Annotated in this window: 12 protein-coding genes; 8 read left to right on the top strand and 4 right to left on the bottom strand. The window is 64.9% G+C overall.

Features of this window, described 5'->3' with window-relative positions:
• The first annotated feature begins 260 nt into the window (after nt 1–260).
• The gene (locus tag AC1VNY_RS34745; protein ID WP_482408565.1) at nt 261–1,058 is read left to right on the top strand and encodes a DUF2865 domain-containing protein; all 798 of its coding nucleotides are present in this window, start codon (nt 261–263) and stop codon (nt 1,056–1,058) included.
• 21 nt (nt 1,059–1,079) lie between these two features.
• Here AC1VNY_RS34745 and AC1VNY_RS34750 read toward each other — a convergent pair whose 3' ends face one another.
• Nucleotides 1,080–1,511 carry a hypothetical protein gene (locus AC1VNY_RS34750; RefSeq protein WP_016843277.1) on the bottom strand — a complete coding sequence of 144 codons (432 nt, stop codon included), beginning with the start codon at nt 1,509–1,511 and terminating at the stop codon, nt 1,080–1,082.
• Nucleotides 1,512–1,697: 186 nt separating this feature from the next.
• On the opposite strand from AC1VNY_RS34750, the gene AC1VNY_RS34755 reads away from it, so the two are divergent.
• Nucleotides 1,698–1,988 (top strand): GIY-YIG nuclease family protein, encoded by a 291-nt coding sequence (locus tag AC1VNY_RS34755; protein WP_482408566.1) that lies wholly within the window; start codon nt 1,698–1,700, stop codon nt 1,986–1,988.
• Nucleotides 1,989–2,257: 269 nt separating this feature from the next.
• Here the strand turns inward: AC1VNY_RS34755 and AC1VNY_RS34760 are convergent, their stop codons facing one another.
• Complete coding sequence (locus tag AC1VNY_RS34760) at nt 2,258–2,491, bottom strand: hypothetical protein (protein ID WP_482408567.1); 234 nt, start codon at nt 2,489–2,491, stop codon at nt 2,258–2,260.
• Nucleotides 2,492–2,762: 271 nt separating this feature from the next.
• On the opposite strand from AC1VNY_RS34760, the gene AC1VNY_RS34765 reads away from it, so the two are divergent.
• The 3 genes from AC1VNY_RS34765 to rocF all read left to right on the top strand — a co-directional run bounded on the left by AC1VNY_RS34765 (nt 2,763) and on the right by rocF (nt 7,385).
• Nucleotides 2,763–5,306 carry a glycogen/starch/alpha-glucan phosphorylase gene (locus AC1VNY_RS34765; RefSeq protein ID WP_482408568.1) on the top strand — a complete coding sequence of 848 codons (2,544 nt, stop codon included), beginning with the start codon at nt 2,763–2,765 and terminating at the stop codon, nt 5,304–5,306.
• Between the two features lie 135 nt (nt 5,307–5,441).
• Nucleotides 5,442–6,263 carry an acyl-CoA thioesterase gene (locus AC1VNY_RS34770; protein WP_482408569.1) on the top strand — a complete coding sequence of 274 codons (822 nt, stop codon included), beginning with the start codon at nt 5,442–5,444 and terminating at the stop codon, nt 6,261–6,263.
• Nucleotides 6,264–6,407: 144 nt separating this feature from the next.
• A complete protein-coding gene (gene rocF, locus AC1VNY_RS34775; protein ID WP_482408570.1) occupies nt 6,408–7,385 on the top strand; it encodes an arginase in 978 nt (325 codons plus the stop codon).
• Nucleotides 7,386–7,611: 226 nt separating this feature from the next.
• Here rocF and AC1VNY_RS34780 read toward each other — a convergent pair whose 3' ends face one another.
• Both AC1VNY_RS34780 and AC1VNY_RS34785 read right to left on the bottom strand, forming a co-directional pair.
• Nucleotides 7,612–9,228 (bottom strand): phosphoenolpyruvate carboxykinase, encoded by a 1,617-nt coding sequence (locus tag AC1VNY_RS34780; RefSeq protein WP_304498400.1) that lies wholly within the window; start codon nt 9,226–9,228, stop codon nt 7,612–7,614.
• Nucleotides 9,229–10,175: 947 nt separating this feature from the next.
• Nucleotides 10,176–10,910, bottom strand: coding sequence for a HugZ family pyridoxamine 5'-phosphate oxidase (locus AC1VNY_RS34785; RefSeq protein ID WP_482408571.1), 735 nt, complete (start codon nt 10,908–10,910; stop codon nt 10,176–10,178).
• A 241-nt stretch (nt 10,911–11,151) separates the two neighbouring features.
• On the opposite strand from AC1VNY_RS34785, the gene AC1VNY_RS34790 reads away from it, so the two are divergent.
• The 3 genes from AC1VNY_RS34790 (at nt 11,152) to AC1VNY_RS34800 (ending at nt 14,209) form a co-directional block, all read left to right on the top strand.
• Nucleotides 11,152–11,853 (top strand): response regulator transcription factor, encoded by a 702-nt coding sequence (locus AC1VNY_RS34790; protein WP_016843287.1) that lies wholly within the window; start codon nt 11,152–11,154, stop codon nt 11,851–11,853.
• Nucleotides 11,854–12,035: 182 nt separating this feature from the next.
• The gene (locus tag AC1VNY_RS34795) at nt 12,036–13,772 is read left to right on the top strand and encodes a stimulus-sensing domain-containing protein (RefSeq protein ID WP_482408586.1); all 1,737 of its coding nucleotides are present in this window, start codon (nt 12,036–12,038) and stop codon (nt 13,770–13,772) included.
• Nucleotides 13,769–14,209 carry an HPr kinase/phosphorylase gene (locus tag AC1VNY_RS34800; RefSeq protein WP_028340461.1) on the top strand — a complete coding sequence of 147 codons (441 nt, stop codon included), beginning with the start codon at nt 13,769–13,771 and terminating at the stop codon, nt 14,207–14,209. The genes AC1VNY_RS34795 and AC1VNY_RS34800 overlap by 4 nt, the downstream gene beginning before the upstream one ends.
• The last annotated feature ends 99 nt before the right edge of the window (nt 14,210–14,308 follow it).

Below are 14,308 nucleotides of genomic sequence, written 5' to 3' on the forward strand. Positions count from 1 at the left end.
ACCCTAACCCTCCCCCGCAAGCGGGAGAGGGAGCGCAGTACCGATGCCGTTGCACCTCAAACCCCATATGCGATAGCCCGCCGCAAGCGGGGCGAGGTGAAAGGCAGTCCGCGCGGTGCGCGTTTCATGTGACGCCGTCACCCCAAATCAATCGCTCGTTTACCATCCCGCCTTAAGGTGAGTCCGCCGGGGCAGCTTGTCGCCGCGGCGTGGCGCGTCGGGTGGAGTTGGCGTTGCGTACAGAGTTGAGTGATCGGCGCATGCGGCGCCGCGTGATGCTTGCCGCCGCAGCCTTTGCGGGTTCCATCCTGGTGGTGCCCGCGCCTGTGTCAGCCGAAGGGCTGCTCGACTTCTTCTTCGGCGGTTCCCAGAAGCAACAGAACCGGCAGGCACCGCCGCAAGCCAGTTTCTTCGCCGACCCGTTCGGCCTCAACCAGCAGGCTGAACGGCAGCCGTCCGCGCCCATCTCGGCGCCGCGCGTGGCCGGTTCCGGGCCGGCGTATTGCGTGCGCAGCTGCGACGGCAAATATTTTCCGCTGACGATGCGCGGCAACGCCACGCCGGCGCAGCTTTGCCAGGCCTTCTGTCCGGCGAGCGCGACCAAGGTCTATTACGGCAGCCATATCGACAGCGCCGCATCGACCGCCGGCGAACGCTACGCCGACAGCGAGAATGCCTTCGCCTATCGCAAGGCGCTGCGCGCTGATTGCACCTGCAACGGCCGCGACCCGGCCGGGCTCGCGCCGGTCGACCTCGCGCTCGATGCCTCGCTGCGTGCCGGCGACGTGATCGCGACCACCGACGGCCTCGTCGCCTACACCGGCATCCGCGTCGGCAACGAGCAGTCGTTCGACTTCACGCCGGTCGCCTCCTATCCCGGATTGACCACGGCGGTCCGCGCGCGGCTCGGCGAAATGAAGGTCGCCCCCGTCAGCGCCGAGATCGCGGGCGACGCGCCGCTGCCTGAAACCGGCCGCGATGTCGCACCGTCGGCGCCGTCGTCTGTTGCGCCGAAGGGCAACGCCGCAAAGCCCGCCAAGCGCGCCGAAGCGAACTGACGGCTTCGAGCTGAACGCCTGTCAGCGCGCCACGATCACGCCGATCACGTTCGGCGCGGCCATGTATTTCTCCTCGATCGCGGCCCGCGCGGCCGCGCGGTTCTCCGGATTGAGGATGCCGCGCTTCTCGGCGAGGATCATCCAGCAATAGCCCCACCAGTCTGTCAGCATGCCGTGATCGTCGACGAGATCATAACCCTGCTCGCCGGCGAAGATCCGCGCATGCGCTTCATCGAGCGAATCGAGCCAGGCGTGGTCCTCGTCCGAGAACAGCTCGTCGCTGAAATCATCCGTGGTGTAGCCCCAGATCGACATGCAGACCGCGTTGAACTCGCGATCGAGCTGGTCGTCATCGATCGGCTGGCGCCGCGAGGCCTGGTGCAGCCGCGATAGCGACCGCGCGAAATCGGCAATCCGGGTCAGAGCGAATTGATCGAAGGCGATGGTGGACATGTAGTCCTCGCGGAGGCTGAGAGACCATAGATGTTGTGTCGGCACAGGCGCCGAATCACAATGATATATCAAAGACTTGCTAAAGTGTTCTTAATTCGTTCTGATGGCATCAGCAGGCGTCGCCCCGGCGAAGGCCGGGGCCCATAACCACCGCTGTCGGACATCTCACGTGATCGGTGCCCCGAAATGAATGCCGCAGTCTATTACGTCTACATTCTCGCGAGCCGCCGCCATGGGACGCTCTACGTCGGCGTCAGCAACGATCTTTGCAATCGGCTTACGCTCCATCGCTCTGGACGCGGCTCACAGTTCGTCAAGAAATACGGCGTTACGCGACTGGTTTACGTGGAGGTCTACGCCACACCGCAGGAAGCGATCGCACGGGAAAAAGCGCTGAAGGAATGGCGCCGCGACTGGAAGACTCGCCTGATCGAGAAAGACAATCCGGAGTGGGGCGACCTGTCCCATCTTCTCTGATGGCTGTGGTTATGGGCCCCGGCCTTCGCCGGGGCGACGAATCGCGGTGACTGCCTCATGAAAAAGCTGACACACAGCCCCTAAAGCAATTCGGGCCGCTGACCAAGTCAGCGGCCCGTTGAAAATGGCTTCGGAATGAAATGCGTCGGAGCTGAAAAATGTGCCCGCCCCACGAGCGACAGCTGTGTTTGTAAAGGCTCCGTTAAGCCTTGAAAATCCGTATCACCACGGTGTTTCGGATTGCGCGTGAAAGCGCGTTGCGCGGCCGCTTAGTTCGCCGCCGAGAGCAGCTTGTCGCCGCAGGCATTTGCGTAGAACTTGCCGCCGCATTGCCGCTTGATGGCGGCGCAGCGCGCGGCGGGCGATGCGTTCTGCGCCACGCTGAAGCCGCAACTCAGGCCGTCGGCGCTGCGGCCCGGTTTGCCCGCTGCATCGGCTGCGCTGGTCGCCGTGATGCACACCACGAGCAACGCCGCGGCCGCGATCTCGATCAAGAGTCTCATCACGCATCCTCCGGTCAATTGTCGCGAAATCCCGGCTTCTGCAGCGCCATCGTAGCACCCATGACGGCTGGTCCGGAAGGTTCCCGAAGCGGCCCGGTCCTTGCATAAAATCACGGCAGCGCTGTGTATGGCACCGTCCCTGACGGTTTCGATTGCCATGCAAGGCGGGTATCATTGCGCCGGAGCGTGATCGGAAGGCCGCGGAACCGGGATTTCCGGGGGAACCCATGCTCGACCAATGAGATGAGGACATGATGCGCATCATCGCATCATGTTCCGGTTTGAACGGCAGGGATTGGGCGCGTTGCAGGAACAGACAAACTACCCGGCATTGAACCAGCCGATCGATGAGCTGGCGCTGACCGAGATCAAGAGCGCGATCCTGGCCAAGCTCCGGCTTGCGATCGGCAAGGACGCCACCGTTGCGACCAGACGCGACTGGTACAAGGCCGCGGCGCTGACGCTGCGCGACCGCATCGTGCACCACTGGCTGACGGCCGAGAAGCAGAGCTACGACGCCGGCGCCAAGCGCGTCTATTATCTCTCGCTCGAGTTCCTGATCGGGCGCCTGTTCACCGATGCGCTCAACAATATGGGACTGCTGCCGCTGTTCGAGGCGGCGCTCGGCGACCTCGGCGTCGATCTCTCGGACCTGCGCAAATGCGAGCCGGATGCGGCGCTCGGCAATGGCGGCCTCGGCCGGCTTGCGGCCTGCTTCATGGAGAGCATGGCGACGCTGGCGATCCCGGCGACCGGCTACGGCATCCGCTACGATTTCGGGCTGTTCCGCCAGATCATGAACCATGGCTGGCAGCAGGAATATCCCGACGAGTGGCTCGCCTTCGGCAATCCCTGGGAATTCCAGCGGCCGGAGGTGGTGTACAACGTTCACTTCGGCGGCCATGTCGAGCATGTCGACGATCGCGGCCGCGACCGCGCCACCTGGCACCCGGCGGAAACCGTCGAGGCCATGGCCTACGACACGCCGATCGTCGGCTGGCGCGGCCAGCACGTCAACGCGCTCCGCCTGTGGTCGGCGCATGCGCCCGACCCGCTCGAGCTCGACGTCTTCAACACCGGCGACTACGTCTCGGCCAGCGCCGAGCAGGCCCGCGCGGAAGCGATCTGCAAATTCCTCTATCCGAACGACGAGAGCGCGGCGGGCCGCGAGCTCCGGCTGCGCCAGGAATATTTCTTCGTCTCGGCCTCGTTGCAGGATCTCGTGAAGCGGCATCTCGCCTCCGACGGCGGCCTGCGCAACCTCGCGCAGAAGGCGGCGGTGCAGCTCAACGACACCCATCCGAGCCTTGCGGTCACCGAGCTGATGCGAATCCTGGTCGACCTGCACAATTTCCGCTGGGACGAGGCCTGGAAGATCACGGTCGCGACGCTGTCCTACACCAACCACACGCTGCTGCCCGAGGCGCTCGAGACCTGGCCGGTCGAATTGTTCGAGCGGCTGCTGCCGCGGCATCTCGAGATCATCTACCGCATCAATGTGGCCCATCTGGCGCTCGCCGAGGAACGCTTCCCCGGCGACATCGAATATCGCGCCTCGGTCTCGCTGATCGACGAGCGCAGCGGCCGCCGCGTGCGGATGGGCCAGCTTGCCTTCGTCGGCTCGCACCGCATCAACGGCGTCTCCGCGATGCATTCCGACCTGATGAAGGAGACCGTGTTTCACGACCTGCATCATCTCTATCCGTCGCGCATCACCAACAAGACCAACGGCATCACCTTCCGCCGCTGGCTGATGCTGGCCAACCCGCGGCTGACCGCGCTGCTGCGCGAAACCTGCGGCGAGGCCGTGCTCGACGACTTCTCGCTGCTCGAGCGGCTCGAGACCCATTCGAGCGATCTGGAATTCCAGAAGCGCTTCCGCGACGTCAAGCATCACAACAAGCTGGCGCTGGCGCGGTTGATCCGCGAGCGCAACGGCATCCAGGTCGATCCCTCGGCGCTGTTCGACGTGCAGATCAAGCGCATCCACGAATACAAGCGGCAGCTGCTCAACATCCTGGAGACGATCGCGCTCTACCACGCGATGAAGGACGATCCGCGGCGCGACTGGGTGCCGCGCGTGAAAATCTTCGCCGGCAAGGCGGCGGCGAGCTACCGCTACGCCAAGCTGATCATCAAGCTGATCAACGACGTCGCCGAGGTCGTCAACAACGACGCTTCGCTCGGCGGCAGGCTGAAGGTCGCCTTTCTCGCCGATTACAATGTCAGCCTCGCCGAGGTGATCATACCGGCGGCCGATCTCTCCGAGCAGATCTCGACCGCCGGCATGGAGGCCTCCGGCACCGGCAACATGAAGCTCGCGCTGAACGGTGCACTGACGATCGGCACGCTCGACGGCGCCAATATCGAGATCCGCGACAATGTCGGCGAGGAGAACATCGCGATCTTCGGCCTCGAGGCCGGCGACGTCATGGTCCGCCGCAAGCAGGGATTGGACGCCAGCGACGCGATCCGCAAATCGCCACGGCTGGAGCGCGCGATCCGCGCCATCGAGAGCGGCGAGTTCTCGCCCGGCGATCCCGCACGCTTCGCCTCGATCGGGCACGCGCTGCGCTACCTCGACCACTACATGGTCTCGGCCGATTTCGATTCCTACTACGACGCGCAGCGCGGCATCGACGCCCGCTGGCGCGTGCCTTCCGCCTGGACCCGCGCCTCGATCCTCAATGTCGCGCGCATGGCGTGGTTCTCCTCCGACCGCACCATCCGCGAATATGCCGAGGACATCTGGCACGTGCCGGTGCACCCGGGCGCCTCGCCGCAGCTCGGCAACCAGCGCGAGGCGAAGGGCTAATCCCGGGACACGGAAATCGATTACGCCCGACGTCATTGAAATCAGCGCAATTGCTCGCGATATTGCATGACGAACGTCATTGCTCGTCATTGCGTATGGCGATACGGAAGCGCCAGTCGATATTGAAAGATCTGCATGCTCACCAAGACCCCGCACCTTTTCGATGAAGCAACTGCCGTGACCGCCGGCGACAGCCGCTGGCAGGGACGGACCAGTCCCGATTACTGGGCGTTCGTCGGCCCGTTCGGCGGCTGCACGGCTGCGACGATCCTGCGCGCGCTGATGCAGCACCCGCAGCGCGCGGGCGATCCGCTGGCGCTGACGGTCAACTACTGCGCGCCGGTCGCCGAGGGCGCATTCGATCTCGATGTCCGCCTGGTCAAGGCCAACCGCTCGAGCCAGCACTGGTCGGTCGAGATGACGCAGGGCGGCGGCGAGGTCGCAACGCTGGCGACCGCCGTGTTCGCCGAGCGCCGCCCGTCCTGGTCGCACCAGCCGGCCGGGTTTCCGGGCGCCGTGCCGTTCGACGAGCTGCGGTCCTTTCCGAAGCTCAAGATGACCTGGGCCAACCAGTACGATTTCCGCTTCGCCGAGGGCGAGCCGAAGTTCGCCGGCGGCGGCGGCGCGCAGCAGCCGTCGAGCCCCTATTCAAAGCTCTGGATCGCCGACCGTGTGCCGCGCAAGCTCGATGCGCTGTCGCTGATGTCGATGTCGGACGCGTTCTTCGGCCGCGTCTTCCACGCAAGGCACGAGCTGGTGCCGTTCGGCACCGTGTCGCTGACGACCTATTTCCACGCCGACGCGGCCGACCTCGATGCGGAGGACACCACCCGCGTGCTCGCCACAGCCGACGCCAAGACCTTCCACAAGAGCTACGGCGACCAGCACGGCGAATTGTGGTCGCCGTCCGGCCGGCTGCTCGCGACCACGACGCAGATCGCTTACTTCAAGGCGTAGGCGTTTCGAGCGGATCGGCCACCGGCTCGCGCGGAGCCGTAGCCAAATATCCACATTGGTCTGTTACGACCGCATTGCCTATTTCAAGGGTTGAGGGAACATTGGTACGTCGCTTCTGTTCCACACCTTTGGGAGCACTGCTGCATGTCCGAAGCCGACACTTCAAAGCCCTCGCGCATCGCCCTGCTTGGCGTTCCCATCGAGATCGGCGCGTCGCAGGCCGGTCCGCTGATGGGGCCGGACGCGCTGCGCACCGCCGGCATCGCGCGCCTGCTCGAGCAGCTCGACTTCCAGGTCGACGACCACGGCAACCTTGCGATCCCCCAGGTCGTCGCCGACGGCCCGGTGCCGGCCAACACCAGGTTCTATGACGAAGTGAAGACCTGGACCCGCGCGCTCTCCGAGCGCGCCTATTGGCTGGCGCATTCCGGCGCGATCCCGATCTTCATGGGCGGCGATCACTCATTGTCGATGGGGTCGATCAACGGCGTCGCGCGCTACTGGCAGGAAAAGGGCCGGCCGCTGTTTGCGCTGTGGGTCGATGCGCATGCCGACTACAACACGCCGGCCACCACCATCACCGGCAACATGCACGGCATGTCGGCTGCGTTCCTGTGCGGCGAGCCCGGTCTCGACGATTTGCTCGGCGGGCTGCCGCGCGCCTCGATCCCGCCCGATCAGCTCGACCTGATCGGCACGCGTTCGGTCGATCCGCTGGAGCGCAAGCTGCTGCGGCAGCGCAACGTGGCGATCGCGGACATGCGCCAGATCGACGAGTTCGGCGTCGCCGTGCTCACGCGCCGCGTCATCGAACGCGTCCGGGCGAAGAACGGCGTGCTGCACGTCTCGTTCGATGTCGACTTCCTCGATCCGGCGGTGGCGCCTGGCGTCGGCACCACGGTGCCGGGCGGCGCGACCTATCGGGAAGCCCATCTCATCATGGAACTGCTGCACGATTCCGGGCTGGTGCGCTCGCTCGACATCGTCGAGCTCAATCCCTTCCTCGACGAGCGCGGCCGCACCGCGCGCGTCGCCGTCGAATTGATCGGCAGCCTGTTCGGCCTGCAGATCACCGACCGCCAGACCCCGAGCAACGCGGTGCTGCCGGAGATGGGGGAGTAGCGAGTAGCGAAGCACGCTCCAGCTCCTGCCCGTCACCCTGAGGAGCGCGCACTTGCGCGCGTCTCGAAGGGTCGACGGCCCGACTGTGGCCGTGCATCCTTCGAGGCTCGCAAGAGCTCGCACCTCAGGATGACGGGGAGATAGCGTTGCGCGCTGCGTAACAAGGCAACGAACAAAAAGGCGGCCACGCGGGCCGCCTTTTCAAATCGCGTATTGCTTGCGCAGCTTACTCCGCCGCCAGCTTCACTTCCGGCGCGGCGGCGCGGACTTCGGCGTCGACCTGCGCTTCGAACTTGGCGAAGTTCTTCTGGAACATGCCGACCAGCGCACGCGCGGTCTTGTCGAACTCGACCTTGTCGGCCCAGGTCTTGATCGGGTCGAGGATGTGCGGCTCGACGCCCGGCAGCGAGGTCGGCACCGCGAAGCCGAAATACTTGTCGGTGCGGAAGTCGGCGTTGCGGAGCGAGCCGTTCAGCGCCGCGGTGAGCAGCGCGCGGGTCACCTTGATCGGCATGCGACGGCCGGTGCCGTATTTGCCGCCGGTCCAGCCGGTGTTGACCAGCCAGCAATCGACATTGTGCTTGGCGATCAGCTCGCGCAGCATGTTGCCGTAGACCGACGGATCGCGCGGCAGGAACGGCGAACCGAAGCAGGTGGAGAATTCCGGCTGCGGCTCGTTGCCGAGGCCGCGCTCGGTGCCGGCGACCTTCGCGGTGTAGCCGGACAGGAAGTGATACATCGCCTGCGCCGGCGTCAGCTTGGCGATCGGCGGCATCACGCCGAAGGCGTCGGCGGCGAGCATCACGACGTTCTTCGGATGCGGCGCGCAGCCGGTGCGCGAGGCGTTCGGGATGAAATCGAGCGGATAGGCCGAGCGGGTGTTCTCGGTCTTCGAGCCGTCGTCGAAATCGGGCACGCGATCGTTGGCGCCGAGCACGACGTTTTCCAGCACCGCGCCGAAGCGCTTGCTGGCGGCGTAGATTTCCGGCTCGGCTTCGCCGGACAGCTTGATGCACTTGGCGTAGCAGCCACCTTCGAAATTGAAGACGCCGTCCTCGCTCCAGCCATGCTCGTCATCGCCGATCAGCGTGCGCTTGGGATCGGCCGAGAGCGTGGTCTTGCCGGTGCCGGACAGGCCGAAGAAGATCGCGGTGTCGCCGTCGGCGCCGACATTGGCCGAGCAGTGCATCGGCATCACGCCCTTCTCGGGCAGATAGAAGTTCAGCGTGGTGAACACGCTCTTCTTCATCTCGCCGGCATATTGCGAGCCGCCGATCAGGACGATCTTGCGGGCGAAATCGATCGCGACGACGTTTTCCGACTTGCAGCCGTGGCGCTTCGGATCGGCGCGGAAGCTCGGCAGGTCGATGATCGTGAGTTCGGGCACGAAGCTCGCGAGCTCCGACGCCTCGGGGCGAATGAGAAGCGTGCGGATGAACAGCGAGTGCCAGGCAAGCTCGGTGAACACGCGGGTCTTGATGCGATGCTTCGGATCGGCGCCGCCGTAGAGGTCCTGCGCGAACAGCGTCATGCCTTCGGCATGCTTGAGGAAGTCGGCATGGAGCGCGGCGAACTGCTCCGAGGTGATGGACTGGTTGCCGGCCCACCACATGCTCTTGTCGGTCAGGCCGTCGCGGACCGTGAACTTGTCCTTCGGACTGCGGCCGGTGAACTCACCGGTATCCGCGCAAAGCGCGCCATCGGCCGACAGCACCGCTTCGCCATTACGCAGCGAATGCTCGTAAAGCTGAGGTGCGCCATAATTCCAATGCACACCCTTGAGATTTTTTAAGCCGAATTTGTCGGCGCCGAAGGCACCGTTATGCACGCCCGTCTCTTGCACGAAGAACCTCCTCGAACCCGCGTATCCTTGTTCGCGCGAATATCGCTAGTCGCGCCCCGCCGCGGTGACCGTGATCAGAATATAGCCTCTCGGCTTCGGTCCGGCGACCTAATAGTGGGGATCGCCGGGCTTGCCAAGCCAATCGAATGGCTTTTGGCTGATTCCAAGGCAGGCCCATCATCTGGCGCAAATACCGCGGCGCGAAACCCTTTCGTCTTGCTTTCGTTTTCTCGTTGTTTTCCCGACAGTCGAGCGACGTTTCGTCGCCTTTCCCGCCGCGCACGGAGCTTTGCGATGCACAAAAAGTGCCAGCCGGCGGGCGGCGCCTTCGCCGATCGAGGCGAACGGCGCGGAGAATGCCGGGTATGCATTTCGCGCTGAGGATGTATCGTTGAGATGCGCCGCGCGCTGACGCAGCGCTGCGGAGGCGAGCATGACCACCATCGTGTTGCACGCGGCACCACCTGATCGGCATTGAGCTGCAAATCGGAGCTGCAAATCGGAGCTGCAGATCAGAGCTGCTGACGAGCAGTTTCAATTGCGCTCAACGCGCCTTCGTCGAAGCCCGGTTGTATCAATGCTCAACTGCGATGAATGTTCCGCAACGCGTGGCGTTCGGCGGCGAGACGACCGCTGACCCCCGCGATCGATGATAACGCAATCAGCGCGGTCGCACGCGCGCGTCTTCGCGATGGACATCGCGATCCGGATGATTTTCTGAGGCAGCAGCGCCGGACATTCTTGCACGCACATCGAGCCGACGGGCGATCACCAGACGCGCCGGCGCGAAATGATCGCGCTGTCAAACCCGCCAGACTGGAAGCGACGCGCGGTTGAAGGACAGCTCGCCTCGGCGACCGCGCAATCGAGCCGCCGCAGCCATGCGACACCATGCCTCGCCACGGGCAGCTCCGCCGTGCGGACAGGCGGTCTTCTCTGATCGTTTCCTATTCCTTGGCGCGCGCCTCGCCGGCGAGCCGCACCAGCATCTTGCGCAGCTCAGTGCCGGTGGTGACGCGCTCGGGGAAATCCAGCCGCAGCGTGTCGCGGCCGGCCTGCATGTCCATGCCGTCAGGATCGCAGCCGGTGCAGAGCCATTCGGCACTTTCCGCGCCGAGCAGCCGCGTCGCGTAAAGATTCATGGCATCGCGGTGATCCTCGTTCATATGGGCCACCGCGCCGGGCTCGGCTTCGAGCAGCTCCTCGGCTCCCCCGAGATCGGTCAGGAATTGCGCGGGTTTGAGGTCGACGATGCGGCCAAACCCGGCGACCAGATGGGCGCCGCTCGGCTTGATCCGAAAGAACGAAAAATCCTTAAATTCCACAAAGGCTTCCGCTGACGGATGGGCGCCGCGATAGCGCCGGCGGGCGAGCTCCCGCCCGGCCTCCGCGACCTCCTCCGCCTGACCGGCCAGCATGATCCGGGCGCCCTCCAGCGGATCGCCCTCGGCGCGCTCGTCCAGCATCAGCGACACCCTGCTGTCGGCCAGGATGTTCTTGGTATGCAGCGCCAGGCGGGAAATCAGCAGGATCGGCGAGCCGTCGGGATGGCTGGCCAGATTGACCAGCGAGCAATAGGGATTGCCGGTGCCGGCCATCAACGTGGCAAGGGCGCCCTGGCGGCTGCGGCGGAGCAGCGAGCGGGCAAGGTGGGCAGGATCGAAGTCGGCGGTCGGTTGCATGGGCCTATCGGGTCATTTTATGGGCGAATCGGGCGGGTTCCCTATGAAAAAAGGGCCTTTTCTCATGGTCTAAGGGTGCTATATGGGGACCCATCGCGTGGGTCGCAGAAGCGGATTTTTGCGGAACTCGGTCACACTTCAGCCCAGCTTGCATTGCTCGTTGACCGCGTTCGAAGCCCAATTCTACGGCGCGTCGCCAGAGTGCCCGCCGTCTAAGCCACTCTCATTGTGAAAGCAGCTCATGCCCACAATCGCCCTGGTCGACGACGACCGCAACATTCTCACTTCGGTTTCGATCGCGCTCGAAGCCGAAGGCTATCGCATCATGACCTACACGGACGGTGCGTCGGCGCTGGATGGGTTTCGCACGTCGCCGCCCGATCTTGCGATCCTCGATATCAAGATGCCGCGCATGGACGGCATGGAAACGCTGCGCCGGCTGCGCCAGAAGTCCGACCTGCCGGTGATCTTCCTCACCTCGAAGGATGAGGAGATCGACGAATTGTTCGGCCTGAAAATGGGCGCCGACGATTTCATCCGCAAGCCGTTTTCACAGCGCCTGTTGGTCGAACGGGTCAAGGCCGTGCTCCGCCGCGGCCAGCCGAAGGATCCGACCGCCGCGCCGAAGGAGCCGGACGCCCGCGCACTCGACCGCGGCCTGCTGCGGATGGATCCGGAGCGCCACACCTGCACCTGGAAGAACGAGCCGGTGACGCTCACCGTGACCGAATTCCTGATCCTGCAGGCGCTCGCCACCCGCCCCGGCGTCGTGAAGAGCCGCAACGCGCTGATGGACGCGGCCTATGACGACCAGGTCTATGTCGACGACCGCACCATCGACAGCCACATCAAGCGGCTGCGCAAGAAGTTCAAGGTGGTCGACGACGACTTCGAGATGATCGAGACGCTGTACGGCGTCGGCTATCGCTTCAAGGAAGCCTGATCTGCACTTCCGGAGCGGCTTGTTAACTGACAGGCTCCGCACGGCTGGGGTAAGCTCGGGCGATTGTCTGCTTCGCGGGACGACATCCATACCAACCGGCAGCTTTGCCAGTGCTTGATCGAACGCAGCTCGAGCAAGGCCAAAACACCGAGGACGCGTCGCAGCTCCTCGATCAAGAGGCCGTGGCCGACGACTTGGCGCAGGACAAGGGCTGGCGCCGTCCGCTCGGCTGGCTGCGCCGCGCCGGCCAGTTCTTCTTCGCGCTGTCATTCTCGAGCCTGACGCGCCGCATCGTCTCGCTCAACCTTGCCGGCCTCGTCGCGCTGGTCGCCAGCATCCTCTATCTCTCGCAGTTCCGTGCCGGCCTGATCGAGGCGCGCACGCAGAGCCTCCTGGTCTATGCCGAGATCATCTCGGAGGCGATCGCGGCGTCGGCGACCGTCGAAGGCAATACTGTCACGATCGATCCCGATCGCCTGCTCGACCTCAAGCCCGGCGAGAGTTATGGCCAGCCGGATGAATCGGCGGATTTCCCGATCAATCCCGAGCGGGTCGCGCCGGTCCTGCGCCGCCTGATCGCACCGACCAAGACGCGGGCCCGCATCTTCGACCGCGACGGCGGGCTGATCCTCGACAGCCGCAATCTGTTCGCGCGGGGCGACGTGCTTCGCATGGAGCTGCCGCCGCCGTCGGAGAAGCCGTCGCTCTACGAGAAGACCAAGGCCACGATCAAGACCTGGCTCAACCGCGGCGACCTGCCGATCTACCGCGAGCTCGGTCCCGAAGGCGGCAAGGGCTATTCCGAAGTCGCGCAATCGCTCGAGGGCATGAAGGGCAGCGCGGTGCGCGTCACCGAACGCGGCGCGATCATCGTGTCGGTTGCGGTCCCGGTGCAACATTTCCGCGCCGTGCGCGGCGCGTTGATGCTGACGACGCAAGGCGACGACATCGACCAGCTGGTGATGTCCGAGCGGCTCGCCATCCTCAAGATCGGCGGGGTCGCATCCGCCGTCATGATCATGCTGTCGCTGCTGTTGGCGAGCACGATCGCGGGCCCGGTGCGGCGGCTCGCCGACGGTGCCGAGCGCGTCCGCCACCGTATCCAGACCCGCGTCGAGATTCCCGACTTCACGGGGCGCCGCGACGAGATCGGCCATCTCTCCGGCGCGCTGCGCGACATGACCAACGCGCTCTACAGCCGCATCGAGGCGATCGAGATGTTCGCCGCCGATGTCGCCCATGAGCTGAAGAACCCGCTGACCTCGCTGCGCTCCGCGGTCGAGACGCTGCCTTTGGCGCGCAACGAGAACAGCCGCGCGCGGCTGCTCGCCGTGATCGAGCATGACGTCCGGCGGCTCGACCGCCTGATCTCCGACATCTCCGACGCCAGCCGGCTCGATGCCGAATTGCAGCGCCAGGACATGGCGCCGGTCGATCTGCGGCGGCTGCTGACGACGCTGACCGGTGTCGCCAACGAGACAAGGCTCGGCCACGACGTCGCCGTCGAAGCCCGCTTCGAGGGCCGCGGACCGACCGATACGCTGTCGGTGCCCGGCCATGATTCACGGCTCGGCCAGGTGATCTCGAACCTGCTGTCGAACGCGCAATCATTCTCCAAGTCGGGCGACAAGGTGCGCATCGTCTGCCGCCGCACCCGCGGCGAGGTCGAGATCGTGGTCGACGATGACGGGCCCGGCATTGGCGAGGACGCGCTGGAGCGGATCTTCGAGCGCTTCTACACCGACCGGCCGCACCAGGGTTTTGGCCAGAACTCCGGCCTTGGGCTTTCGATCTCCAAGCAGATCATCGAAGCGCATGGCGGACGCATCTGGGCCGAGAACCGCTTTGGCCCTGCGGACGCAGATGGCAAGCCCACCGTCGCCGGCGCGCGTTTCGTGGTCAGGCTGCCAACACTATGAGCGACAATTCGAGCGTGCACGCATCCGCCGTTCTGGTCGGCGAGCGTGCGGTGCTAATCCGCGGCCCGTCGGGCGCCGGCAAGTCGCGTCTCGCCTTCGACCTGATTCTCGCCGGGCGCACCGGAGCGCTTCCGCCGGCCATTTTGGTGGGGGATGACCGTGTCCATCTCGACACAGCCGGCGAACAATTGTGGGTTCGTCCGGTTCAGCAATTGGCCGGTCTGATCGAGATCCGAGGCCTCGGAATCCGCCATTGTCCGTTCGCAGGCGAGGCCGTGGTGGGGCTGATCGTCGACCTCGCCGCCGACGACGCCGAGCGGCTGCCGTCGCCCGAGGCGCTCACGATTCGCCTTAATGGTGTTTCAATACCGCGAATTCCCGTCGGCATCGGCTTCCAACCCCTGCCGCTGGTTGTCGCTGCGCTGACGACAACCTGAAAGTTCATGTTCCCGTAATCTTGCGGCCAATTGTGGGAAGGGAATTGGTAACCATATCACATCCACTATCGCGTCGGATTTTGCCGGCGCAGCCTCCCC

Source organism: Bradyrhizobium ferriligni (assembly GCF_056837965.1).